The following is a 25,117-nucleotide window of genomic DNA, read 5'->3' on the forward strand; positions in this document are numbered from 1 at the left end:
TACCTTTCGGCTGAAAATCATTAATGCAACCGGTTGCGGCTTGACCGGAAACCGGTTGCACGACACCTTATGGTCCGGAAACGGCCCGATCAAAGGCCGGTCATCGCGACGGGGGACTTCATGGGGACGATCGATGGGGTGGTGCTGTGGGCCTATTTTCTGCTGATGGTCGGCATCGGCGTCTGGGCCCGAAAGCAGATCAAGACCGCCGCGGATTTCTTCACCGCCGGCGGCCGGATGCCGTGGTGGCTGTCCGGTGTGTCACACCACATGTCGGGCTATAGCGCGGCCGTGTTCGTCGGCTATGCCGCGATCGCCTACACTGCAGGCTTCACCCTCTACGTCTGGTGGGCGATCGGCATTGCCTTCGCCATGGTGGTCGGCTCGGTGCTGTTCGCGCCGCGCTGGTCGCGGCTGCGCCAGCGGCTGGCCATCATCTCGCCGCTCGAATACCTCTCCACCCGCTACGGCATCCCGACCCAGCAGGTGCTGGCCTGGAGCGGCGGGGCGCTGAAGGTGTTCGATGTCGGCGCGAAATGGACCGCTACCGCACTGCTGCTCAAGGTCTTCGCCGATGTGCCGCTGGTGTGGGGCGTGCTGCTGACCGGCGGCGTCACCCTGATCTATTCCACCATCGGCGGGCTGTGGGCCGATGCGCTGACCGACCTCAGCCAGTTCGTCATCCAGCTGCTGGCCGGCACCGTGATGTTCGTGGCGGTGCTGGCGAAGCTCGGCGGCATCTCGGCGATCTGGACCATCTGGGACCAGTTGCCGCCGGGCCATTCCCAGCCCTTCAACGGCCAGTACACCGTGGTGTTCGTGCTGGTCTACCTGCTGATCAACACGCTGTCCTACAATGGCGGCACCTGGAACCTGGCGCAGCGCTTCATCGCGGCGCCGAGCGGTGGTGATGCGCGCAAGGCGGCGCTGCTGTCCGCCGCGCTGTACCTGGTCTGGCCGCTGATCCTGTTCTTCCCGATGTGGGCGGCGCCGATCCTGCTGCCTGGTCTGGCCGAACCGCAGCAATCCTACGCACTGCTGACCGAGAGCCTGCTGCCGACCGGGCTGATCGGCCTGGTGCTGGCCGGCATGTTCGCGCACACCATGGCGATGACATCTTCCGACGCCAACGCCGTCTCGGCCGTGGTCACCCGCGACATCCTGCCGGTGATCTGGAAGGGCGCGCGCGGGATGTCGGATCGGACCGAGCTGTTCATCGGCCGGCTCAGCACCTTCCTGTTCATCGGGCTGTCGATGGGCATCGCCCTGACCGCCGACAGCTTCGGCGGCGTGCTTGGGCTGATCATCCTGTGGTTCGGCGCCCTGGTCGGCCCGATCGCCATCCCGATGCTGCTGGGCATGCTGCCGGCCTTCCGCCGCTGCGGCCCGACCGCGGCGCTGACCTCCTGGGCGGCGGGGCTGGTCGTGTTCGTGCTGGTGAAATACGTCTTCGCCGGCGAGATCAAGGCGCTGAACCCGGACTGGACCACGTCGATCACGGTGGCCGGTCCTGTGCTGTGCTCGCTGGCGGTGTTCATCCTGGTCGGCTTGGTCGCACCCTGGCGCAATGCGGCGTCCGACGCGCTGATCGACGCGCTGGAGAGCGACGAGACCGCTGTCGCCGGCCGGCCGGACCGCAGCGCGGCGGCCCGTCGTGCCTGAGGCGGTTTCCATCGCCGATCCCGCGGTGCTGCACCGGTCGACGGTGCGGCACCTGGTCTACGACGTCCTGGGCTGGTGGCTGACCCACGGCCCGGACGACCGGCATGGCGGCGTCTTCACCTGCTGGTCGAACGATGGCAACCGGCTGCTGTCGCGCGACAAATACACCTGGTCGCAGGGGCGCTGGGTTTGGCTGATGGCACGGCTGGCCCGCGCCGGACGCCTCGGCCTGCTGGATGTCGACTCCGTTGCCTGCCTCGACCGGGCCCGGCGGACGGCGGTGTTCCTGCGCGACCATGCGCTGCTGCCGGACGGCACCACGGCCTATCTGACGACGGAGGACGGCACGCCGAAGCCGCCGACGGCGGGGCAGGGGTTGCACGCCAGCGTGTTCGCCGATCTGTTCGCGGTGCTGGGCTTTGCCGCCCTGGCGGCGGAAAGCGGCGAGGGGGCCTGGGGCGACCTGGCCGACCGGCTGCTGGCCAGTGCCGCCGGCCGTATCACCGCGGGCACGGCGCTGACCGAGCCCTATCCGATCCGTGCTGGCTTCCGTGGCTTCTCGCTGCCGATGACCCTGGTCGGGGTGGGGGCCGAGGTACACGCCGCCACCGGGTCGCAGGCCTCGGCCGACACGGTGCTGCGGGCGATGCGCGAGATCGAGGCCGTCTTCCTGGTCAGTGACGGCATCGCCGAGATGGTGCCCAGTGCGGCGGCCGACACCGACACGCTGCTGGCCCGCCATCGCACGCCGGGCCATGTGCTGGAGGCCTGCTGGTTCCTGCTGCAGGCTGGGCAGTCCCTTCGGCGCAGCGCCCGGCCGGCGGAGTCTCGCCTGTTCGATGCCAGCGTGCTTGCCGACATCGCGGCGCACTCCGCGGCGCTCGGCTGGGACCAGGAGCAGGGCGGCCTGTTCCGCTATACCGACCGGGATGGCGGCGCCCCCAAGGGGCGGCGGACGGATGATCGCTATGAGGCCCTGGTCGCCGACACCTGGGACACCAAGCTGTGGTGGCCGCACGCCGAGGCGCAGTACACGGTGCTGCTGCTACATCTCGAGACCGGCCGGGGCGACCTTGCCGCCTGGCACGACCGCCTTGCCGGCTATACCAATCGGATCTTTCCCCAGGGGCCTGGCCAGGAATGGATCCAGATCCGCGACCGCGCCGGGGTGCCGCTGGCGAAGACCGTCGCCCTGCCGGTGAAGGATCCGTTCCACATCGCCCGGGCCCTGCTGCTGATGGTGGAACGGCTGACGGAGCAGGCTGGGCGGGCGCCCGGCCAGGAGAGTTTTGCATGAGCATGTCCACATCCGCCTCGACCGGGGCGATCGATCTCCGCATCCATCCCAGCCGTGCTGAGATGGGCCGTGCCGCCGCCACCGCGGTCGCCGCCGAGCTGCGTCGCCGGCTGCAGGGTGGCGCCACCGTGCGCATGATCTTCGCCGCGGCGCCGAGCCAGGCCGAAATGCTGGATGCGCTGGTGGCCGCGCCCGGCATCGACTGGCGCCGGGTCACTGCCTTTCACATGGACGAATATATCGGCCTGGCGCCCGACGCGCCGGAGCGCTTCGCCCAGTGGCTGCGCCGCCATCTGTTCGACCGGCTGCCCTTCGGAGCGGTGAAGACCATCGATCCCGGTGACGACCCCGCCGCCACCGTCCGGGCCTACGCCACGGATCTCGCGGCGGCGCCGATCGACATCGTCTGCCTCGGCATCGGCGTCAACGGCCACCTCGCCTTCAACGACCCGCCGGTGGCCGACCTGGCCGACCCGCAGGATGTGAAGATCGTCGAGCTCGACGCCATCTGCCGCCGGCAGCAGGTCGATGATGGTTGTTTCCCCCGGCTTGACGACGTGCCGACCCATGCGATCACCTTGACCGTGCCCCGGCTGCTGCGGGCGGACCGGCTGTTCTGCGTGGTGCCGGGAGCGGCGAAGCGGGAAGCCGTGAGTCGCACGCTGCACGACCCGATCGGCGCCGCCTGCCCGGCGACGGCGCTGCGCCGGCACCCGCATGTGGTGCTGTTCTTGGATGCGGAGGCGAACCCCCATGGCTGACATCGATGCCGACGCGCTTTGCGCCGCCTATCTCGACCAGACCCAGGCGCTGATGCGGTCGATCCTGGAGACCGAGCGCGACCCGCTCGACCGCGCCGCCGGCCGGCTGGCCGACCAGATCGCCGCCGACCGGCTGGTCCATGTCTTCGGCCCCGGCGGCCACTCCAACCTGGCGGCGCAGGAAATCTTCTTCCGGGCCGGCGGGCTGATGCATGTCTCCGCCATCCTCGACGAAGGCACGCTGCTGTCGAACGGCGCCCTGCGGTCGATGGCGATCGAACGGACGCCCGGCTATGGCAGGGTGGTGATCGCCGACCGCGACCTCGGGCCGGACGACCTGCTGATCCTGGTCAACGCCTATGGCATCAACGCCGCGCTGATCGATGCGGCGATCGAGGCGAAGCGGCGCGGCGCCTTCGTCATCGGCGTCAGCTCGCGCAGTCATGCCGACCGAACCGCGCCGGACCATCCGGCCCGCCATCCAACCAGGCAGAACCTGCACGATCTGGTCGACATCGCCATCGACACCAAGGTGCCGGTCGGCGATGCCGTGGTGCGGATTCCGGGCATGGGCGAGCCGGTGGCCGCAGTCTCCACCTTCGCCAACGCCTTCGCCCTGAACTGTCTTGTCATTCGCACCATCGCCAAGCTGGCGGATCGCGGCATCGAGCCGCCGGTCTGGCGCAGCGGCAACGCCCCGGGCGGCGACGAGGCGAATGGCCGCTTCATTGGCCGGTTCCGCGGCCGGGTGCGGTCGCTGTGACCCGTGTCGTTACCGGCCGCGATCCGGCGACGGGCCGCAGCCTCGTGGTCACCATCGAAGGCGGCCGGATCGCGGCGATCGCCGATGGACCGGCGGGGGAGGAACTGTGGCTGTCGGCCGGGCTGATCGATCTCCAGGTCAACGGCTTCGCCGGGCACGACCTGAACAGCGGCGACTTGGTGCCCGATACGGTGGCCCGGCTAGCGGCCGTGCTGCGGGAAGGGGGCGTCACCACCTTCCTGCCGACCCTCATCACCGCCTCGGAAGCGTCGATCGTCGCGGCGTTGGCGGCGATCGCGGCAGCCCGCGCCGCCGACCCGCTGGTCGCCCACGCCATCCCGGCCGTGCATGTCGAAGGACCACACATCGCGCCGGAAGACGGGCCGCGCGGCGCCCATCCGCGCGACCAGGTGCGGCCGCCCGACCTCGCCGAATTCGACCGCTGGCAGGCGGCCTGCGGCGGCCTCGTCGGCCTGGTCACGTTGTCGCCGCACCATGATGGCGCGCCGGACTATATCCGCGCCCTGACGGCGCACGGCGTCCATGTCGCGATCGGCCACACCGATGCCTTGCCGGCGCAGATCGCGGCGGCGGTCGATGCCGGTGCGCGGCTCTCGACGCATCTCGGCAACGCCATCGCCGCGATGCTGCCGCGCCATCCCAACCCGATCTGGTCGCAGCTGGCTGACGACCGGCTGACCGCTTCCTTCATCGCCGACGGCCACCATCTGCCGCCTGAGACCTTCAAGGCGATGCTGCGGGCCAAGGGGCTGGACCGGGCGGTGCTGGTGTCGGACGCGGCGGCGCCCGCCGGCCTGGCGCCGGGGCTTTACGACCAGTCGATAGGCGGCCGGGTGGAGTTGACCGCTGACGGGCGCCTCCACGTTCCCGGCACGCCGTTCCTGGCAGGTGCGGGTCGACCTCTAAGGCAGGATGTCGCCCTGGCGATCGGCATGGCCGGGATATCGCTGGCCGACGCCCTGCGCCTCGCCACAATCAATCCGGGCCGCTTCGTCGGTGGGCGCGGGGTGCTGGCCGTGGGCGCGCCGGCGGATCTGATTCGCTTCCGCTGGGCGCCGGGCGACCGGGACCTTGCCCTCGACGCCGTGCTGGTGCTCGGCGAGGAACAACCGTGACCAGTGGCGTCCTGGCCGGCGCGGCGGTGGTCGACATCACGCCGCCGGCTGGGCTGGCGATGTCCGGCTTTGCTGCGCGCACCGCTCTGGCGACTGGGATGCATGATCCGCTCACGGTCCGGGCCGTCACAGTCGGCGACACCGCCATCGTGGTGGCGGATGCGATCGGCCTGCACGAGGACAGCTGCCGGCGGATCCGCGACCGGGCTGGACTGCCCGACGGGCACCTGATCGTCGCCGCCAGCCACACCCATGGTGGGCCGGTAACCATGCCCGGCCGTCTTGGCGCCGGGTTGGATCCGTCCTACCTGCAACGTCTCGAAGATGCCTGCGTCCAGGCGGTTGCGTGGGCGCGCGCTGCCCGCCGGCCGGCCCGGCTGCATTTCGGCATAGGCACCGATCCCGGCATCGCCCGCAACCGCCGCCATGCCGATGGCCCGGTCGATCCGGCGCTGCCCGTGCTGCGGATCCGGGAACCGGACGGCGCCCTGATTGCGGTGCTGGTCTCCCACGCCCTGCATCCGGTGGTGCTGGGCGCCGACAACACGCTGTTCACGGCGGATTTCCCGGGCGCGGTCCGCCGCCATCTCGAAGCCGCGCACCCTGGTGCTGTCGCGATCTTCCTCACCGGCTGCACCGGCGACATCAACACCGGCCACGCCGCCCATGCCTCGATCTCGACCGCGCCCAAGACGGACCGGACCTTCGCAGAGGCTGAACGTATCGGTGCCGTGATCGCCGAGGCGGCGCTGCAGGCATCCGAACAGCCGCTCGGCGGCACGGTCCTCGCCGCCTGCACGGAATTGCTTCTGCCGCTGGCGCGAACCGAAACGCAGGCCGTCGCCGTGCTTGCCGCGGACTGGCGGCGGGACGCCGCGGCGGCGGATCCGGCACGCGCGGCCTTGCTGCGGATCTGGGTCGACTGGGCCGAGCGGGTGGCGCCGTTGCCGCTGATGCCCTGGCCGGCGCGGGTCACGGTGTTCGACTGGGGTGGGCTGCGGATCCTGGCGCTGCCCGGCGAGATCTTTGCACAGACGGCCCTCGATCTCCGCCGGGAGCTGGATGGCGATGCCTGCGGCGGCAAGACGATGACGATCGGCTTCGCCGATGGCTGCCCAGGCTATCTCCCGCCGCTGGGGGAATACCGCCATGGCGGCTATGAGGTGGAAGAGGCGCACCGCTATTACGGCCTGCCGGCCGCGTTCGCCCTTGGCGCGGCCGAGAGCTTGGCTGCGGCCAGCGTCGCCCTGGCCCGACGTCTCAGCCGGCCAGCGCGTCGCTGATGCGCGGGCGCAGAACTGCGGGCTTGGCCATCCCGGCGCCGAGCGGAACGTAGCTCGGGTTCAGGGTGCGGAAGATCGGCAGTACGGCGGCGCCGCGGGCGGCGGCATCGCGGCCCAGCGTGCCGCGCATCAGCCGCGGCCAGCGCCGATGCTGGGTGGTGCCGAGCGAGCGATAGAGCGGAAGCACCCGCTGGGCCAGCCGTTCCAGCAGCCAGTCCGGGGCGTCGCCGCCAAGCAGGATCGCCTCCGGATCGAACATGTTCTCGACGGCGTTGAGGCCAATGCGGAACGGCTCGATCGCGGCATCGAACCAGGCGTCGAGCCGGGGGTCATCCGGCGCGATCTCGCGCTCGAACGCCTCGATCGAATGCAGCACCACCCCCTGCGCCGCCAGGTGCTTGAAGGCGGCGTTCAGCGACAGATAGGCCTCGAGGCAGCCATGGTTGCCGCAGTCACAACCCAGCCCGCCCGGCTGCACGATGATGTGGCCGAACTCGCCCGCATTGCCGGCGGCGCCGGAAAAGGCGCGGCCTTCGATCATCAGCCCGGCGCCCAGGCCGATGCCGATAAAGATGTAGACGAAGGTGGAGAGCGACCGCGCCGCGCCGTACAGCCATTCGGCGCTGGCGGCGGCGGTGGCGTCGTTCTCCAACTGCACCGGCAGCCCGATCGCGGCTTCGAGGTCGGCGGCGATCTTCAGGCCGTCCCAGCCAGGCAGGCTGGTCGGGCCCAGCCCTTCGACCTGGAACGGCCCCGGCATCACCAGGCCGACGCCGAGCAGCCGGTCGCGGGGGATGCCGGCCTCGGTGATGATCGCCTCGACCTGCTGCTTCAGCCGCGGCACCGTCTGCTCCGGGCTTGGCATTTCCACCGGCTGCACCGCCCGGCGGTGGACCTGGCCGGACAGGTCGGCCACCACCGTGACCAGCCGGCCGCGGTCGAGCTGCAGCCCGATGGTGAAGCCGCCCTCCGGGTTGATCGCCAGCTGGATCGACGGCTTGCCGACACCCGCGATCTTGCGGCCTTCCGGCCGCAGCAGCCCGGCCTCGTACAGCTCGTCGGCCAGGTTGGAGACGGTCTGCTTCGAAAGCCCGGTCAGCCGGGCGATGTCGGCGCGGGACAGTGGCCCGTGCAGGCGCACCGCATCGAACACGACCCAGAGATTGATCAGCTTGGCCTGCTCGATATTGGTCGCCTTCAGCATGGCGTTCCCTCTGATTGCGGCCCGAGCCTAGCCATGGAAAATTTATAAGTCAAATTGATCGCCTAATTGACGAGGCCAATTTCGTCACGCATTGTTGGCACCACCCGATCGGACCGGACGACCCTTTGCCGGGCATCGCCAAGGTCCAGGAACGGGACGAAAACGGGGAGAGCATGATGAGACGGACCCTGGCCCTGGCCGCATTGCTGGCCGCCTTCGCACCCGCCGCCGTCGGCCTGGCGGAAGAGCCGTTCTACAAGGACAAGCTGGCCCTCGACCTGTCGGCGCCGCTGCCCGGCCCGGATGGCAGCGCCCCGTCGCCGGCCAAGGATCTGAGCCTGAGCGCGGCCGAGATCGGCACGCTGAAATCCGGCGGCCACAAGGCGGCGCTGCTGTGGCATGGCGGTGGTGACTGGGTGAATGCCGTCACGGCGGGCGCCAAGGCCCGCTTTGCCGAACTGGGGATCGAGGTCGTCGCCACCTCCGACGCGCAATACGATCCGGCGAAGCAGGCCAACGACATCGAGACCGCGATGGCGCTGCAGCCCGACGTGATCCTGACCCTGATCCTCGACCCGGTGCAGGGCGCCGCGGCGCTGAAGCCGGCGGTGGCCAAGGGCGTCACCACCGTGCTGCTGAGCAACCCGGTGCAGGGCTTTGCCGCCGGCAAGGACTATGTCGGCATCGTCACCGACGACATCGCCGGAATGGGCGTCGCCGCGGCCGGGCAGATGAACGACGCGTTGGGCGGCAAGGGCGCGGTCGGCTTCGTCTATCACGATGCCAAGTATTTCATCACCAATGGCCGCGACAACGCCTTCCGGGCGACGCTGGAGCAGAAGTATCCCGGTCTGGTGATCGTCGACGCCAAGGGTTTCACGGCCGAGCCGCAGACCTTCGACCTGGCCTCGGCGATGATCCAGCAGCACCCGGAGATCAAGGGCATCTACGTCGCCTGGGACGTGGCGGCCGAAGGGGTGATCGAGGCGCTGCGGGCGGCGGGGCGGACCGACGTCAAGGTCGTGACCTATGATCTCGGCGCTACCAACGCGCTGGACATGGCCAAGGCCGGATCGATGTACAGCACCATCGCCGACCAGCCCTACGACATCGGCACCGCCATGGCGACGCTGGCCGGGTATGGCCTGCTGAAGAAGCCGGCGCCGGCGTTCAACACGGTCGGCCTCGTCGCCATCACCAAGGCCAATCTGGCCCAGGGCTGGGAAGGCTCGCTCAAGCGGCCGCTGCCGGACTCCGTCGCCGACGCGCTCAAGTGATCGGGGGCGCCGCCATGAGACGAATTCTTCTCACCTCCGTCTTCCTGGCGGCCGCCCTGTCCGCCGGCACGGCCGCGGCCCAGACGCCGTTCTATTCAACGCCCAGCAGCTTCGACCTGGGCAAGCCCGAGACCAGCCCGAACGGCGAGCCGGCAACCTCGGCGAGCCAGATCGAGCTGACCCCGGACGAGATCGCCAAGATCCAGGCCGGCCATTACAGCGCGGCCCTGCTCTGGGCCGGGTCGGGCGAGTGGTACACCGCCCTGTCGGCAGGGGCGGAGGATCGGCTGAAGCAGCTCGGCATCTCGGTGGTTGCACGGGCCGACGCCCAGTTCGACCCGGCCAAGCAGGCCAATGACGTCGAGACGGCGCTGTCGTTGAAGCCGAGCGCGATCCTGACCCTGATCGTCGACCCGGTGGCCGGGGCCGAAGCCTTCCGCCGGGCCAATGCGGCGGGGGTCAAGCTGGTGCTGGCCGACAACGGCGCCCAGGGCTTTGTCGCCGGTAAGGATTATGTCGGCATCGTCACCGGCGACCATATCGGCATGGGCCGGGCGGCGGCGCGGCTGATGAACGACGCGCTGGGCGGCAAGGGCGCCATCGGCTTCATCTATCACGATGCCGAATTCTTCGTGACCAACAACCGCGACGGCGCCTTCCGCGCGACACTGGAGAAGGACTATCCCGGCCTGATCATCGTCGATGCCAAGGGCTTCACGGCCGAGCCGCAGACTTTCGACATCGCCTCGGCCATGATCCAGCAGCACCCCGACATCAAGGGCATCTACGTCGCCTGGGATGTGGCGGCGGAAGGGGTGGTCGAGGCGCTGCGCGCGGCAGGCCGCACCGACGTCAAGGTCGTGACCCATGATCTCGGCGCCAACAACGCGCTCGACATGGCCAAGGGCGGGTCGATGGCCGGCACCGTCGCCGACATGCCCTATGAGGTCGGGCAGGCGATGGCGACCCTGGCGGCCTATGGCCTGCTGGGCAAGGCGGCGCCGCCGTTATCCACCGTCGGGCTGGTCACGGCGACCAAAGCCAATCTCGCCGCGGCGTGGGAGCAGTCGTTGCACAAGCCGCTGCCCGACACCGTCAAGGCGGCCCTGCAATAGGCCGTTCCGCCCACGCATCTGGAGCACAGGAGTTCCCATGTCCACCGCCGTCGCCAGGCTGTTCCGGGGCGGGCAGCTCAGCGCCTTCGTCGTCTATATCGGTTTTGTCGCGATCATCGGCTTCTTCGCGATCGCGCTGTCCGACCGGGGCTTCATGACGCCCGAGAACATGATGACGATCATCCGGCAGACCACGCCGGTGACGATCATGGCCGTGGGCATGACCTTCGCCCTGTGTGCCGGGCAGATCGACCTGTCGATCGGCTCCACCGTGGCGCTGGCCTCGCTGGTCACCGCCGTGGTGATGCGCGAGGCCGGGCTGGCTGTGGCGATCCCGGCCGGCCTGGCGACCGGCGCCCTGGTCGGGCTGGTCAACGGCCTGCTGACCGTGACGCTGCGCATCCCGGCGCTGCTGGTCACCCTCGGCACCATGGGCATCATCACCGGCCTGGCCAGGGTGCTGACCAACCTGGAATCGGTGCCGATCACCAGCGACCCCTACACCTTCGTGTTCGGTTCCGGCGACATCGGCCCGATCTCGGTGCTGTTCGTCTGGACCGTGGCGGCGCTGGCCATCGGCCATCTCGCCCTCAACAACACCGCCTATGGCCGCCGTGTGCTGGCGACCGGCGGCGAGGTCCAGGCGGCGCGCGCGGCCGGAATCAGCACGATGCGGGTCACCGTCGGCGTCTTCGTCGTCACCGGCATGGCGGCGGCCCTGGCCGGGATGCTGTATGCCGGCCGGCTGCACGGCGCCCGCTACACGCTGGGCGAGACCGACGTGCTGACCGTGATCGCCGCGGTGGTGATCGGCGGCACCAGCCTGTTCGGCGGCAAGGGTTCGGTGTTCGGCGCGGTGGTCGGATCCTGGCTGCTCGGCGTGCTCAACAACGGCCTGATCCTGATGGGGTTCAGCGTGTCCGACCAGATGATCGCGCGCGGCGTGATCCTGATCCTGGCCGTGGCCATCAGCCTGCGGGAGACCCGGCAATGACCGACCCTGTCCTGACCGCCCCGATCGTGACCGACGACGTCCCGGCCCTGGAAGTCGAGAACCTGTCCAAGCATTTCGGCCCGGTCGAGGCCCTGTCCGGCGTCGATTTGACGGTGCGGCGCGGCGAGGTGCTGGCGCTCTTGGGCGACAACGGCGCCGGCAAGACCACGCTGACCCGCTGCATCAGCGGCCTCTATCGCGCCACCTCGGGCACCATCCGGGTCGACGGCAAGGCGGTGCAGATCGCCACGCCGCAGGACGCCCGCGACTGCGGCATCGAGACGGTGCACCAGGGCCTAGCCCTGGTCGGCAAGATGGATGTCGCCTCGAACCTGTTCCTGCACCGCGAGATCTTCCACAGCAACCCGGTGCTGCGCGCCCTGGGCTGGCTGGACAAGCGGACGATGGAGGCCCAGGCGACGCGGATCCTGGAGAAGCTGAAGGTGCGCGTGCCCTCGGCCCGGGTGCCGATCGAGCGGCTGTCCGGCGGCCAGCGCCAGGCCGTCGCCATCGGCCGCGCGGTCGGCTGGGGCAAGCACATCGTGATCCTGGACGAACCGACCGCCGCCCTGGGTGTCGAGCAGTCCAAGCATGTCAACGAGCTGATCCTGACGCTGAAATCGCAGGGTGTCGCCGTGCTGCTGATCAGCCACAACATGCAGCATGTGATCGAGACCTGTGACCGGGCCGTGGTGCTGCGTCACGGCCGCAAGGCCGGCGATGTCCGCATCCCCGACGTCACTGCCCGCGACCTTGTCGACCTCATCACCGGCGCCGTCCGCGCCGCCGCCTGACCGGGATCCTGCCGATGTTTCTCAACGCCCTGATCGCCAAGAACCGCGCCTTCGTCGAGGCCGCGGTGACGCTGCACCAGTCCGGCGTGGTGCCGGCCAATTCCTACCTGCTCGACCTCGACACCATGCGCGCCAATGCGGCGGCACTGGCGTCGACCGCCGGGGGGCTGGGCCTGACCGTCTACGCCATGACCAAGCAGTTCGGCCGCAACCCACCGGCGCTGGACGCCATCCGGGCCGGCGGTATCGACCGCTTCGTCGCCGTAGACATGGCTTGCGCCCGGCCGATCCACCGCGCCGGCCACAAGCTCGGCCATCTCGGCCACCTGTCCCAGGTGCCGCGCGGCGAGGCCCGCGAAGGCGCCCGGATGCAGCCGGAAATCTGGACCGTGTTCAATGCCGAGAAGGCGGCGGAAGCAGCGGATGCTGCCGCGACGATCGGCCATGTGCAGAACCTGGTGGCCCGTATCTTCGCCCAGGGCGACCGCTTCTACGACGGCCATGAGGGCGGCTTCGTGGCGGAGGAGATCGAGCGGGTGGCCGATTTGCTGGACGAACGGCCGGGTGGCCGCTTCGCCGGCATCACCAGCTTCCCGGCCCTGCTGTTCGACGAGGCCAGCGGTGCGGTGACGCCGACCGCCAATCTGCGAACGCTGGCGGCGACGGCGAAGCGGCTGGCAGCGACCGGCCGCAAGGATCTGGTGGTCAACACTCCCGGCACCAACTCCGCCGCTGTCATGCGGGTGCTGGCCGAGGCCGGCGCGACCCAGGTCGAGCCCGGCCACGCTTTGACCGGCACCACGCCGCTGCACGCCATCCGCGATCTGCCGGAAAATCCGGCGATGCTGTATCTCAGCGAGATCTCGCACATCCACCAGGGCACGCCCTTCAGCTTCGGCGGCGGCCTCTATGTCGACCCGGTGTTCAAGGACTATCCGGTGAAGGCGCTGGTCGGCGGCGATGCCGATGCGGCCTTGCGCCAGGCGGTGCCGGCAACGATCCCGGCGCCGGCGATGATCGACTATTACGGCAAGCTGCATCCCGAGGCGGGCCAGACCGTGCGGGTCGGCGACACCGTGATCTACGGCTTCCGCGCCCAGGCCTTCGTCCGCCGCGCCTATATCGTGCCGGTGGAAGGCATCCACAGCGGCAACCCGCAGGTCCGTGGTATCTGGACCCCGGAGGGCCGAGAGGCGGCGTTCACCTGATGGCCGGCGACTTCCACTCCCGCATCCGCGCCGCGATCGACGCCGACGACGCGGTCGGCCTGCTGCAGCGCGCCATCCGCACCCCCAGCGTCACCGGCACCGAGGCCGCGTTCGGCGCCCTGGTGGCCGACGAGTTGCGGCGCCTGGGCTGCGAGGGCGTCACGATCGAGGATTGCCTGCCCGGCCGCCCGGTGGTCTGGGGCGTGCGCAAGGGCCGGAGCACCGGCCCGCGGCTGATGGTGCTGGGCCATCTCGACACCGTGCATGTCCGCGGCTGGGAAGAGCATTGGGCCGGCGACGTCCGCGAAGATCCGTTCTCTGCCGCCATCATCGACGGCGAGATCTGGGGCCGCGGCTCGGGCGATTTGAAGGCGGGGATCTGCACCGGCCTGTCGGCGCTGGCCACGCTGGACCGGGCCGGCTGCGCCCTGGATGGCGACATCGTCTTCGTCTTCATCGCCGATGAGGAGAGCGGCGAGCCGGGCACGGGCGTCTCGGCGGGGATCAAGGCGGTGGTGCCGAAGATCCAGCGCGGCGAGATCCCGAATGCCGACTTCGCCCTCTATGTCGAGCCGACCAAGCTGGCCGTGTTCCCGGCCCAGATCGGCTTCTTCATCACCGAGATCACCGTCACCGGCAAATCCGCCTATTTCGGCATGCCGGAGAAGGGTGTCGACGCGCTGAAGGCCGGGCACGGGATCCTGTCGGCCCTGTGGCGTCATTCGGCCGAGTTGGAAACCCGCGGCGTACATGAGCTGATTGGTCGCGGCTTCCTGCTGGTGACCGGGGTCGAGGCCGGCGGCTACATCGCGGTGCCCGAGCGCTGCACGATCAGCCTGATCCGCAAGCTTCGTCCGGGCGAGGATCTCGGCCAGGCCAGGGACGAGCTGGACGCCGTGATCCGCGGCGCCGTGACCGGCCCGCAGGTGACGGTCGAGATCGCCTATCCCGCCGGCCGCGACCACGCCGTCGGCGGCATGCCGTTCGAGACCGATGCGACCGCGGCGCCGGTCGTGCTGCTGCAGGAGGCAGTCCGGGCGGCGATGCCGGGGCGCGGCGAGATCGAGGGTGCGCCGTTCTGGTCCGAGGGTTCCTTCACCGCCAACCAGCTGGGCATTCCAACCGTCTATTGCGCCCCCGGCGACATCTCGAATTGCCACACCTTCCAGGAGCGGGTGCCGGTGGCCGAGTACCTCGCCGGGGTCGAAGCCTTCGCGGTGTTCATGGCCCGGTACTGCGGCGCGACGCTCGAAACCTGATCGGGCCGGATAAGAAAAACCCGCCTCCCGGAAGGGAGGCGGGTCAGGATCAAGCAGGCATCTCGGGTTCTGAGACCCCGAGGATATCAGGTATTACGTGCCCGAGCTGATGGTGCAGGTGCCGGAGACCGGGCCGGTCTTGATGGCGGTCGTGCCGGTGGTGGCGTAGGTGCGGACCGAGCTCTTGATCGTATCGGTCAGCGGCGCGAAGCCGTTGTTGCGCGCGATCACGTCCGACAGGTTGCTCGAACCCGCGGTGGTGAACCAGTTGACGAAACCGATCAGAGTGTTGGTCTCGGCCGCCGGGAAGTAGCAGGTGTACAGGTCGAGCATGGTGAAGCCCGAGATCGGATAGGCCTCGGGGTTGGTCCCGGAGGCCAGATTCGCCGGGTTGCGCATGGCGGTGGTGTCGAGCGCCGTGCTCCAATTCGCCGCCGTGTTGGTCGTCGGGGCAACAAAGGCGGTGACGGCGTTCTGGGTGTAGGTCGGCGCCGGTGGGATCGGCTTCACCGTCGTGGCCGGCTGATTGGCCTCGAAGCTGGCGCGGGTCTGCAGATTCGCGGTGACCGGAGCCGGGCTGGTCTGCGGGGTGGCGACCTGCTCGGTGTAGTCCGGGCTGACATAGCCGATGGCGCCGTCGGTCGAAACAACGGCGTCCGCTACGCCCTTGCTGCCGGTGGCGGCGGTGAAGGTCGACGGCCAGGTCACCGTCGTGCCGACGCCACCGGTCCAGGCGAAGGTCTGGCCGCCCGCCGCGGTGCTGCCGTCGCAGACGGTCGCGAGATGGCGGGAGAGCAGGAAGGTGGTGCCGCTGGAGTCGGCGCGGACGATGACCTTGATCGCCTTGTTGGCGTTCAGGGCAGTGCCGCGGTTATCGGTGGTCAGGTTGCCGTTGTTCCAGTTGGTGATGGCGCCGGTGAAGATGCCGCAGTAGCTCTTGCGCGACAGGTACAGCTTGCCCGACCCGCCGGTGGCGGTCTTCGCGCCGGCGGGAACCGTGCGGGTGGCCGGGAAGGTCAGGCCGGTGGTGTTGTAGGGGATCGCGACCGGGCTGCCGACCGACGGGATCTGGACGGCCGGGCCGCGCGCCGCTTGCGGGCCGGTCGAGGCGGCGTAGGCAGCAAGGTTGGCAGTGGTCAGGGTGGCATCGCTGCCGCCAAAGTCGAATTCCGGATAGGGATAGCTCGGCACGCCGGTGCCGACAAAGGGCGTGTCGCTCGGCGTCGCGGTCGGCGAGGACTGGGCGATGACGGCGCTGACGCCGGCGCCGCTGCCCACCGGGGCATAGGCGATCAGGGCCGAGCTGAACACCGGGCTGGCGCTCTGGCACTCGGTCGGCTTGCCAGTGCCGGGATAACGAGACGGGTACCGGCTCGAATCGAGCACCTGGCCGAAGCAATCGGCCCACGTGCGGTACAGGCCGAAGGCCAGGGTCCCGCCGCCGGCGTACAGGGTCTCGGCGGAGGCCGGCGCAGCACTGATCAGCAGGCCACTCGCGGCGATCGCGAGGAGGCTGCAGGACTTCAGACGCATGGACATGTGTCGTCTCCTTCCTGACGTATTGAACATGGATGAGCGCCGCCGGGATGACGGTCACCCATCGTGACAAAGGAGCGGGAATCGCCGAGCCAATCCCCCTTTTCGAAATCTCTGCTGTGAAGAAATCGAAAGTGGCTCTTCTGGGTGGCGAGACTCGTATCTCCTTCTTTGATTAGATTAGACAAGTATCTATGAGAGTCGATTCTATATTTTTTTAATATCCGTGAACATTAGTTCCATACTTTATTTTGATAAAACTTTCTAAATAATAGATGTTATTTCGCGCTGCGAATTCGAGGCCAGGGGCGGGAGTTCCGATCAAGGATCACCTGCCCCGCCCCGATGATCAGAGAACGAAGTCGTGGGCAGTCACATTGGTGACGCCATCGAGTTCGATGACGAAATCAGCAACCTTGTCGCCGTTGACGTCGCCCTGGACCAGGATGGTCGATGCGTCGACATGCTCGATGCGAAGCTCACCGGCATGGCCGTCGAAGGCGCCGGTGCCGATGAAGGCGAAGGACTGGTGGCCGGCCTGGATGCTGTTCGCATCGATCAGGGCCAGGTTGATGACGTCACCCTGGGCCGAGGAGAAGTCGCTGATGACGTCGGAGGCGGCGGCACTGCTCTCCGAGATGTTGGTGTAGACGAAGCTGTCCTTGCCCGCGCCGCCCGACAGCACGTCGACGTCGTGGCCGCCGACGATGACATCGTTGCCGTCGCCGCCGTTAATCACGTCCACGCCGTCGCCGCCGCTGAGAACGTCATTGCCGGCACCACCGTCAATGCTGTCGTCCCCCTTGTCACCCGACAGGAGGTCGGTGCCGGCGCCGCCGATGATCGCATCGTTGCCGTCGCCGCCCGAGACGACATTGTTGCCGTCGCCGGCATCGATCGAGTCGCTGCCGGCGCCGCCGAACACGATGTCATTGCCGAGGCCGGCAGTGATCGTGTCGTCGCCGTCGCCGCCGAACACGATGTCGTTGCCGGCGCCGGCGTCGATGAAATCGTTGCCGCCGAGGGCATTGATGACGTCGGCGCTCGCGGTTCCGGTCAGGATATCAACACTATCGGTTCCGTTGATCAGGCTCATGGTCTTCCCCTGATTGAGGTTCGTATTGTCCACACCGAGGCGGCCCCGATGGTCTGGCTAAGCTTGGGGCGCCGTACATTTCGGCCGTGCGGACTCGCTAAGCCGATGCAGAAATCTTATCGGCACTCTGTTGCAACAGTAAGACTCAGTCGTGAATTAATCGAATCTGTCTTATTGATTTTAAATAAATTGAGCGATTAATTTATATGTATATTAGAAATTAACGAATGGAATCATGAAGGTATACTTGATGTTGATTGTGACACCCGAAGCCGTCTTCGGAAAGATCGAACAATCATCGCCAGGAATATCAGAAGAATGACTGCGGCCGGCACGGCTGCGAGATTGAGCCAGACCAGATTCTGCTCGATCGACTCGACATCCGCGCGCAATGCACGCCGCACCTCACGCAGCTCCTGACGCGTGCCGACCACCTTGGCGCGCAGTTCCTCGATCGCGTCGCGCGACGGTCCCGCCGCACCACCGGCGCCCTGGGCGGCGGCCATGTCGCGCTGGAACTGTGCCAGCCGCTCGGTCAGCGCATCCTCGCTGTCATGCAGCCGTGCTGCCGCGGCGCGGCCGATCTCCGCGATCCGGGTGAAAGGGCGCCCGCCGGCGGCGCGGTTGCGCAGGGCGGAGAGATCCTGCGCCCCGGACAATTCCTCCAGCAGGGCCAGCAGGAAGTCGCCATTGGCGGCGAAGGCCCGGGCCGGCTGGCCGGGCTGGCCGCGGGCGACCCAGAAGCGATCGTCCAGGATATCGGTGTCGGCGATCACCACGAGGTTGAGCGCGTCGGTCTCGAGCTTCCGTCCCGGTGGCTGCGCGCCGTCGGCCGCGACGCCTGGGGGTGGCTGGTCGGCGAAGGCGCTGCGCGCATGGCCCTGCAGCCGCGCCGCCAGCACCAGGCGCTGGTTGCCCGAGGGATGGTCGGCCCACAGCTTCTGCGGATCGGTGCGTGGCACGATCTCGTCGATGTCCACCGGATCGCCCTGGTCGGTGGTGAACAGGAGCGGCGTGAAGCGGGTGCTGGCACCCATCACCGGTCGCAGAATGCCGGCCGTGCCGAGCGTGATCGGGCCCAGACCGGCGAAGGCCGGATCCGACGCGTCGCGGTTCTGGTCGCCCAGCGTCAGCCAGACCAGGTGTTGCAATTGCATCGGCCGGCCGTCATCGCGGCGCACGGTGATCGGGGAGGCGAGATTGCGGTCGCCAGCCACCTTGCCGATATCGAGTTGCAGCCCCCAGCTCGGCCCGAACAGGCCGAGGGTCGAGAATGAGGCGCCGCGCGCCGCCTGCTCCGGCAGCCGCTCTGCCGCGGCCTCCGACACCGGATCGACCAGCACCAGGGCACGGCCGCCGGCCATCAGGAACTGGTCGATTGCATATTGCGCGGTCGGTGGCAGGTCGCGCGGATGCACCAGCAGCAGCATATCGATCACGGCGGGGTCGAGCGCCTCGGTCCCGCGCGTGGCCAGGTCGTTGACCGCGATCGGGCGGACGTCGAAATCCGCCTGCATGTCGCGATAGACGGTGAAAGCCGGCAGCACCCGGCCGCCGAAGGCCAGCGCACCGGCCAGCGGCAGGGTGCTGACCACAGCCACTTGGCGCCGGTCCGGCGCAGCCAGCCGCGCGATCATGCGGGTCAGCTGCAGGTCGAGCGTCGGCTCTTCCTCCGGCCGCAGGAAGGGGATGGTGACCCGGTCGGCGGCGCTGCTGCCGACCACGCCGAAATAGACCGGCTCGCCGCCACGGGTCAGCGGCAGGCCCAGCAGACCGTCGGCCACGGCGCGGTCCTCGACGTCGCTGAACGGCTCCGGAGTCTCGCGTTGGAACGTCAGCTGGCCGCCGCCGGCCGCGACATAATCCTCGAGCCTGGCTTCGACCCGGCGGGCATAACCGGCCAGGGCCGGGGAGGCGGCGGCGATCTGGCCGGAAACCACCAGGCGCAGCGTGACCGGCTGCCGCAACCCGGCCAGCACCGCATCGGTCGCGGCGTCGAGGGCGTGGCGGCGATCCTCGCTGAGATCCAGCCGGATCCCGCGCAGCGCGCTGTCCGCCCACAGGTTGAGGCCGACCGTGACGGCCAGCGCCAGGGCCAGGGCCGCGATGCCGGCCAGCCGGCGTCGATAGGGGCGCCGCATCGCCATCACCCCGCCCGCCGGAGATTAAGCGCCACTGCGGCGGCGAACAGGAAGAAGGCGGTGAGGGAGACGAAGAAGACGAGGTCCCGCAGGTCCAGGATTCCGCGTGCGATCGGCCGGAAATGCGGCAAGATGCCGAAGGCTGCGACCGCATCGACGATGGCGGCCGGCAGGCGGTCACCGAGCAGCCCCATCACCGTCGGCGCGCCGGGGATGGTGACGAGCAGGCACAGCGCGACGCCGAGGATGAAGGCCACCACCTGGTTGCGGGTCAGGGCGCTGGCCGCGGCGGCCACGGCGAGGTCGAGCCCGGCGACCAGGAGGCTGCCGGCATAGCCCGCCGCGATCACGCCATGGTCGGGGTCACCCAGCCAGGCAACGGTCAGCCACATCGGGAAGGTCAGGGCCAGCGCCAGCGCCATCACCGCCCAGGCGGCCAGGAACTTGGCCAGGACTGCGACGCCAGGGCTGATCGGCAGGGTGAACAGCAGCTCGATGGTGCCGGATCGCGTCTCCTCCGCCCACAGCCGCATGGCCAGGGCAGGGGCGAGCAGCAGGTACAGCCAGGGCAGGAAGGCGAAGAACGGCTCGAGATCAGCCTCGCCCCGGCCGAAGAAGTCGCCGACATAGATCGGCAAGGCTCCGGCCAGGACCAGGAAGACGATGATGAAAACGGCGGCGATCGGCGTGGCGACATAGCCCGCGATTTCGCGCCGGAACAAGGCGAAGCCGGCGTGCATCTCAGGCTGCCTCGCCCAGGGTCAATGCCCGGAACAGGCCGGACAACCCGTCCGGCGAGCGCGCGGCCAGTGCCGCCGGGGTGTCGTCGGCACGGATCCGGCCGGCGGCCAGGATGACGGCGCGGCTGCACATCGCCTCGACCTCCTCCAGCACATGGGTCGAGACCAGGATGGCCTTGTCCCGGCCCATCTCGCGGATGGTGTCGTGCATCTGCTGCTTCTGGTTGGGGTCGAGGCCGTCGGTCGGCTCGTCCAGGATCAGGATCGGAGGGTCGGGCAGCAGGGCCGCGGCCAGGGCAGTGCGCCGGCGATAGCCCTTGGACAGGCTCTCGATCGGCCGATGCAGCACGGGACCGAGATCGACCCGCTCCGCCGCGGCTTCCATCGCCTTGCGCCGGCCGCGACGGGTCAGCCCGTGCATGCCGGCGACGAAGCCGAGGAAGCCGGCCGGCGTCATTTCGGGGTAGAGCGGGGCGCCTTCAGGCAGATAGCCGAGTTGCCGCCGCGCCGCGATCGGGCGGCGGCGGACGTCGATGCCCGCCAGGGCGGCGGTGCCGTCATCCGGCTCCAGGAAGCCGGCCAGGATGCGCAGCAGTGTCGACTTGCCGGCGCCGTTCGGGCCCAGCAGCCCGACCACCTCGCCGCGCGCGACCGCGAGCGACACGTCGGCCACGGCGACGATCGGCCCGAAACGGCGGTGCAGGTGGTCGGCCTGGATCATTTCGGGCGCCTAGCCGGCGGCCGGGACGGCGGTCCCGCCCGGAATATCGGCAATCGGCCCGAAATTCCGTTCGTAGGACGCCTCCGTCTCGGTCAGCTTGCGCGCCAGATCCTTCATGGTCACCGGGCTCATCGCCAGGCTGACCAGCCATTCCGTGGCCATCGGCTCTGCGGCCGGCGACGGGCCGGCCCCGACCACGATGCGGGCGCGGCCGACCAGCAGCTGTGCCTCCGCCGCATTGGCGGTCAGGTGGAACAGCGAGAAGTAGCGGGTGTCGGGGGAGAAGCGGTCGGTCGCCCCGTTGGCCGTTCCGTTCACCGCCCCCGGGGCCTGCTGCGTGGTCATGGTCGTCTCCATCAATTCTGTCTTCGGATCACTGCGAGGGGGTGTTCGGGGCTGGCGCCGGCACCAGCCGGGCCAGGATTTCGCTGACCGCAATCTCGTTGATCGCCGGTGGTGCGGCACCGACCAAGCTTTCGATGTAGCGCCGCCGCAGCTCGGCCGCCTGCTGCCGGCGCAGGGCGTCGATCAGCAGCGGCCGGACCTCCTCGAAGGTCTGGACCCGCGACTCCTTGCGGTCGATCAGGCGGATCAGGTGCCAGCCGGCCTGGCTGCGGATCGGGGCACTGACCGCGCCCTTGTCCAGGCCGGTCACGGCCTGGCGGATCTCCGGCAGCAGCGCATCCTCGGCCAGCCAGCCCATGTCGCCGCCATTCGCGGCGCTTTCGGCGTGCTGCGAGGCCTCCCGCGCCAGGGCGGGAAAATCGGCACCGCGGGCGCGGGCCCGGCGACGCAAATCGCCGATCCGGTCCGCCACCGCCTGGTCATCCGCCGCCGAAGCGCCCTGCGCCACGGGCAGGAAGATCTGGGCCAGGCGGTATTGCGGCGGCGCGACGAACCGGGCGGTGTTGTCGTCGTAGATCTTGTGCAGGTCGGCCTCCGGCGGGTCGCCCGCCAGCGGTTCGGATTTGGCGGCGAGCCAGGTCTCGACGATCACCTGCTGCCGGGCCTGGGCGATGCCGGCCGCGACCTCCGGCCGGTCTGCCCAGCCGGCCTGCGCCGCCTCGGCGGCAATGGTGCGGCGCGTCAGCTCCGCCCGGATCAGGCCATCCAGCGCCTCGCGGCTGGCCGCCGCCTGGGCCCGCGTCTGGGGATCCAGGCCGCGCAGGAACGTCTCGACCTCGGCCGGCGACAAACTGGCCGCGCCCATCCGGGCGATGGCATCGGCCGGCTGCTGTTGCGCCAGGGCCGGGACGGTGCCGAGGGCAAGGCTCAGCGCCAAGAGCGCCAGGCGGAGGAGACCGCTCATTTCGCCGGCTTCCGGTAGCGGGCGTCCAGCAGCTTGTCCTGGAAGTCCTGGATGATGTTCTCCAGCTCGACGCTCTTCAGCTGGGTGAAGGGCTCGCCCTGGCCAAGCACATCGCCCAGGTCCTTGCTGTCATAGCGGGCGATCACCTCGCGGCCGAGCTTGTAGAGCTGGTCGTTGCTGGCCTCGCAGGCCTTGAGGAAGCCCGAGGTCTGGTCGAGCCCGGCCTGGGTCGAGACCCGCCGTGCCTCGGTGTCGTGCAGCTGGCCTTGGGTGCGGCCGAGGCTGCGCCGGGTCTGGTCCAGCTCGCCGCGCGTGCTCTCCAGCGTGGCCGCGGCGGTGGTGAGGTCGGCCTGCAGCCCATCCGCCTTCTCGGTCGCGGCGTCGAGCTTGCCCTGAATCTGGCCGATCTGGCCGCGCAGCTGCTTGGCCTCGGCGTCGCGGGTGGCGACAGTCTGCTGGGCCTGGCTCAACTGCGACTGCAGCGCCGTCGCCTGGCTCTGGGCTGTGCGCAGATCGACCGTCACCCGGCGCAGCGCCTCGCGCAGCTTGCCGATGTCGCTCTCCTCCTGCGCCGTGGCCGGGCCCGAGAGACCAAGCAGGGCGGCGAGGCAGAGGGCGACGATCGGCACCACCCGGCGATGAGATGCAAGCAGCATGTTGTTGCCCCTCCGTCAGAAGCGGGCGTTGAGGTCGAGCATCAGCGTGTCGACCGAGAATTTCGGTCCGCTGATCGCGTCGCTGCTCAGCCAGCGCAGGCCGAGCCAGACATCGTCGACCACGCCGTAATTGCCGGCGAGGATGAAGCCCTTGGCGTTGGTGCCGCCATTGTGGAAGTCGCTGTCGGTAAAGGCGTCGACCACCGCATCCGATTCCAGGTATTTGTAGGTGAAGCTGGCGTTCCAGTCGTTGCCATGGGCGATGTCGGGGTGGCCGACCAGGATGCGGGCGAGATAGCCCATATTGCCGCTCTCGCGCCCGTCCTCGCCGACCCGCATCGTGACCTTGTCCTTGTCGTAGCCGAGATTGGCGACGACATCGCCGGTCAGCACGACATGGATCGGATCGAACGAAGCGATGTCGACCGACGCGGTGGCGTTCAGCTCCCGGAACTCCGAGGCCAGGCCGAAGGCGAAGATATCGTCGTCGGTGCTGCCGGGAATGCCCTTGAACCCGACATCCCACAGGCTGTTGCCCTTCTGCATGAAGCCGGGCACCGAGGTGTTGCGGTTGCGGTAGTCGAGCGCACGCGGGTCGCCCACCACGTTCTGGAAGTCGTAATATGCCACGCCCAGCTTCACCGCGACGTCGTCATCCGCCTTCCAGTCGACGCCACCCTGGCCGGCATACAGCACCGGGTCGCGGGCGGAGAAGCTGAGCTCCTGCAGCGGGAACAGGCCGACGGCGGCCCAGGCGGTCAGCTGGTCCAGCACCGGCTGGCGGTAGCCCAGCGCGACACCGTCGAAATTGACGTCCTCGTCCCACACCAGGTCGGTCGAATAGAACGGATTGCCGAAGCGGCCGGCATCGAGCTGCAACTCGCCACCGGTGCCCAGGGGATCTCCCCGGTAGCGGATATAGGCGCGGTCGAGGTTGAAATCCTTGTTGCCGAGCGCCAGGCCCAGATCGGCATTGGTCGAGACCGGGTCCAGCTCGTTGCCGGTGGCGAGGCGAATACCGGTGGAGAAGCCGCCGCCCAGATCAGCCTCGACCCCCAGCCGGGCGCGGAGCTGGATGCGCTGGCGATCCTCGGTCGAGTTGAGCAGCGGCACGGTGCCATTGTCGGGGTTGAAGTTGCCTTGGTTGTTGATCGACTGGAAATCGATGAAGTCGGCATTGTTCTTGTCGTAATAGTCGGCCCGGCCGCGCACCCGCACGTCGCCGGTGACCTTCACCCGGTCCAGCCACGCCGGCAGCGTGCCGGGATCGCCCCAGCGCTCGGTCTTGGCCTGGGCCAGGACCTCCTTCTTGACGTCGTCGCGGATCTGGTTGCGCACCACCTCGGGCACATAGGGCACCCGCACCGTGCCGGGCGGCACGCCGGCCGGCACGGCCTGGCCGCTGGCCGCGCGGTTGGCGTCGGCCGCCCGCGCCTCCTGCTCCGCCTGGGTCAGCAGCACCTGCGCCTTGTCGCGCGACAGGATGCCCTCCTGCACCAGCAGCCGGATCAGGGCGAGCGTTGTCGACTGCTCGGTCGGCGGGGTCTGGCCAAAGGCCGTGCCGGCGACGAGAACGCCGACCGCGGTGGCGAGACCGGTACGCTTGATCATGAGATCCCTCATGCCCTGGACTGCTGGATGTTGAGCTGGATGCGCAGTGTCACCGGGGTGCCGCTGGGCGGTGCCGTGCCGAAGGCACCGAGCTTGCGGACCGCCTCGGTCACCGCGTTGTCGACCGAAGCGTCGCCGCAGGATTGCACCAGTCGGATCTGGCCGATCCGGCCGTCCGACGAGACCGAGATCGAGAGCACGACCGAGGCGCGCTTGCCCCGCATCGCGTCACTGCCGTCGACCGCGCGGCGCAGGCCCGAATCGCGCTGGGCCGCACGCTGCGATTCGACGAAGGCATATTGGCCGTAGCCACCGCCGCCGCCGCCACCGCCGCCGGTCCCCAGCCCGGTGCCGCCCCGGCGGGCCGTGAGGCAGGCGGAGCCGCTGCAGGCCTCACCCTCGGCATCCAGCGCATCGTCGCCTGGCGCCTTGTCCTTCGGTCCGGCCTGTTGCTGTTTCGGCTCTTCCGGCTTCGGCTCCGGCTTGGGCTGTGCCACCGGTTCGGGCTCCTTGATCTCGGGCGTTTTGACGTCCTCCGGCGGCTTCACCTCGGG

The 25,117-nt window shown here is 69.1% G+C and carries 23 protein-coding genes; 12 read left to right on the forward strand and 11 right to left on the reverse strand.

Annotation, left to right across the window (positions count from 1 at the left end; translation table 11 throughout):
• Positions 1-120 precede the first annotated feature (120 nt).
• From AC3XYG_RS26375 to AC3XYG_RS26400, 6 genes are read left to right on the forward strand one after another with little or no spacing between them, the layout of a single operon-like run.
• A complete protein-coding gene (locus tag AC3XYG_RS26375; protein WP_489142847.1) occupies positions 121-1,662 on the forward strand; it encodes a sodium:solute symporter family protein in 1,542 nt (513 codons plus the stop codon).
• Positions 1,655-2,959, forward strand: a complete 1,305-nt coding sequence (locus AC3XYG_RS26380) for an AGE family epimerase/isomerase (RefSeq protein ID WP_489142848.1) — start codon at positions 1,655-1,657, stop codon at positions 2,957-2,959. Before AC3XYG_RS26375 ends, AC3XYG_RS26380 begins: the two co-directional genes overlap by 8 nt.
• A complete protein-coding gene (locus AC3XYG_RS26385) occupies positions 2,956-3,720 on the forward strand; it encodes a glucosamine-6-phosphate deaminase (protein ID WP_489142849.1) in 765 nt (254 codons plus the stop codon). The genes AC3XYG_RS26380 and AC3XYG_RS26385 overlap by 4 nt, the downstream gene beginning before the upstream one ends.
• Positions 3,713-4,483, forward strand: coding sequence for a sugar isomerase domain-containing protein (locus AC3XYG_RS26390; RefSeq protein ID WP_489142850.1), 771 nt, complete (start codon positions 3,713-3,715; stop codon positions 4,481-4,483). The genes AC3XYG_RS26385 and AC3XYG_RS26390 overlap by 8 nt, the downstream gene beginning before the upstream one ends.
• Positions 4,480-5,619 (forward strand): N-acetylglucosamine-6-phosphate deacetylase, encoded by a 1,140-nt coding sequence (locus tag AC3XYG_RS26395; RefSeq protein ID WP_489142851.1) that lies wholly within the window; start codon positions 4,480-4,482, stop codon positions 5,617-5,619. The genes AC3XYG_RS26390 and AC3XYG_RS26395 overlap by 4 nt, the downstream gene beginning before the upstream one ends.
• Positions 5,616-6,902 carry a hypothetical protein gene (locus tag AC3XYG_RS26400; protein ID WP_489142852.1) on the forward strand — a complete coding sequence of 429 codons (1,287 nt, stop codon included), beginning with the start codon at positions 5,616-5,618 and terminating at the stop codon, positions 6,900-6,902. The genes AC3XYG_RS26395 and AC3XYG_RS26400 overlap by 4 nt, the downstream gene beginning before the upstream one ends.
• Here AC3XYG_RS26400 and AC3XYG_RS26405 read toward each other — a convergent pair.
• Positions 6,880-8,106, reverse strand: a complete 1,227-nt coding sequence (locus AC3XYG_RS26405) for an ROK family transcriptional regulator (protein ID WP_489142853.1) — start codon at positions 8,104-8,106, stop codon at positions 6,880-6,882. The two genes, AC3XYG_RS26400 and AC3XYG_RS26405, sit on opposite strands and share 23 nt — an antisense overlap.
• Positions 8,107-8,279: 173 nt before the next feature.
• Here AC3XYG_RS26405 and AC3XYG_RS26410 point away from each other — a divergent pair, with 173 nt between their 5' ends.
• Genes AC3XYG_RS26410 through AC3XYG_RS26435 form a run of 6 tightly spaced genes read left to right on the forward strand, consistent with a single transcriptional unit; the run spans position 8,280 to position 14,753 of the window.
• Positions 8,280-9,383 carry a substrate-binding domain-containing protein gene (locus tag AC3XYG_RS26410; protein WP_489142854.1) on the forward strand — a complete coding sequence of 368 codons (1,104 nt, stop codon included), beginning with the start codon at positions 8,280-8,282 and terminating at the stop codon, positions 9,381-9,383.
• A 14-nt stretch (positions 9,384-9,397) separates the two neighbouring features.
• Positions 9,398-10,498, forward strand: coding sequence for a substrate-binding domain-containing protein (locus AC3XYG_RS26415; RefSeq protein ID WP_489142855.1), 1,101 nt, complete (start codon positions 9,398-9,400; stop codon positions 10,496-10,498).
• Between the two features lie 37 nt (positions 10,499-10,535).
• Positions 10,536-11,492: an ABC transporter permease gene (locus tag AC3XYG_RS26420; protein ID WP_489142856.1), complete on the forward strand. Its 957-nt coding sequence runs from the start codon at positions 10,536-10,538 to the stop codon at positions 11,490-11,492.
• Positions 11,489-12,286 (forward strand): ATP-binding cassette domain-containing protein, encoded by a 798-nt coding sequence (locus tag AC3XYG_RS26425; RefSeq protein ID WP_489142857.1) that lies wholly within the window; start codon positions 11,489-11,491, stop codon positions 12,284-12,286. The genes AC3XYG_RS26420 and AC3XYG_RS26425 overlap by 4 nt, the downstream gene beginning before the upstream one ends.
• 14 nt (positions 12,287-12,300) lie before the next feature.
• Positions 12,301-13,494: an alanine racemase gene (locus AC3XYG_RS26430; RefSeq protein WP_489142858.1), complete on the forward strand. Its 1,194-nt coding sequence runs from the start codon at positions 12,301-12,303 to the stop codon at positions 13,492-13,494.
• Positions 13,494-14,753: a M20 family metallopeptidase gene (locus AC3XYG_RS26435; RefSeq protein ID WP_489142859.1), complete on the forward strand. Its 1,260-nt coding sequence runs from the start codon at positions 13,494-13,496 to the stop codon at positions 14,751-14,753. Before AC3XYG_RS26430 ends, AC3XYG_RS26435 begins: the two co-directional genes overlap by 1 nt.
• A gap of 93 nt (positions 14,754-14,846) precedes the next feature.
• On the opposite strand, the gene AC3XYG_RS26440 is transcribed toward AC3XYG_RS26435, so the two are convergent.
• The 10 genes from AC3XYG_RS26440 to AC3XYG_RS26485 form a co-directional block, all read right to left on the reverse strand.
• Positions 14,847-16,292, reverse strand: coding sequence for a substrate-binding domain-containing protein (locus AC3XYG_RS26440; RefSeq protein ID WP_489142860.1), 1,446 nt, complete (start codon positions 16,290-16,292; stop codon positions 14,847-14,849).
• A 346-nt stretch (positions 16,293-16,638) separates the two neighbouring features.
• The gene (locus tag AC3XYG_RS26445; RefSeq protein ID WP_489142861.1) at positions 16,639-17,385 is read right to left on the reverse strand and encodes a calcium-binding protein; all 747 of its coding nucleotides are present in this window, start codon (positions 17,383-17,385) and stop codon (positions 16,639-16,641) included.
• Between the two features lie 233 nt (positions 17,386-17,618).
• Positions 17,619-19,526: a Gldg family protein gene (locus AC3XYG_RS26450; protein ID WP_489142862.1), complete on the reverse strand. Its 1,908-nt coding sequence runs from the start codon at positions 19,524-19,526 to the stop codon at positions 17,619-17,621.
• Positions 19,527-19,531: 5 nt separating this feature from the next.
• Positions 19,532-20,266: an ABC transporter permease subunit gene (locus AC3XYG_RS26455; protein WP_489142863.1), complete on the reverse strand. Its 735-nt coding sequence runs from the start codon at positions 20,264-20,266 to the stop codon at positions 19,532-19,534.
• Between the two features lies 1 nt (position 20,267).
• Complete coding sequence (locus AC3XYG_RS26460) at positions 20,268-20,987, reverse strand: ABC transporter ATP-binding protein (RefSeq protein ID WP_489142864.1); 720 nt, start codon at positions 20,985-20,987, stop codon at positions 20,268-20,270.
• A 9-nt stretch (positions 20,988-20,996) separates the two neighbouring features.
• Positions 20,997-21,332: a hypothetical protein gene (locus AC3XYG_RS26465; RefSeq protein WP_489142865.1), complete on the reverse strand. Its 336-nt coding sequence runs from the start codon at positions 21,330-21,332 to the stop codon at positions 20,997-20,999.
• A gap of 28 nt (positions 21,333-21,360) precedes the next feature.
• Positions 21,361-22,296: a peptidylprolyl isomerase gene (locus AC3XYG_RS26470; RefSeq protein WP_489142866.1), complete on the reverse strand. Its 936-nt coding sequence runs from the start codon at positions 22,294-22,296 to the stop codon at positions 21,361-21,363.
• Entirely contained in the window at positions 22,293-22,952 is a 660-nt protein-coding gene (locus AC3XYG_RS26475; RefSeq protein ID WP_489142867.1) for a polyketide synthase docking domain-containing protein, read from the reverse strand. The genes AC3XYG_RS26470 and AC3XYG_RS26475 overlap by 4 nt, the downstream gene beginning before the upstream one ends.
• 15 nt (positions 22,953-22,967) lie before the next feature.
• Positions 22,968-24,563, reverse strand: coding sequence for a putative porin (locus tag AC3XYG_RS26480; protein ID WP_489142868.1), 1,596 nt, complete (start codon positions 24,561-24,563; stop codon positions 22,968-22,970).
• An 8-nt stretch (positions 24,564-24,571) separates the two neighbouring features.
• Positions 24,572-25,117: TonB family protein (locus tag AC3XYG_RS26485; protein ID WP_489142869.1), on the reverse strand; the 546-nt coding region annotated here is incomplete at its 5' end.

The sequence above is a fragment of the Inquilinus sp. genome, from assembly GCF_057815775.1.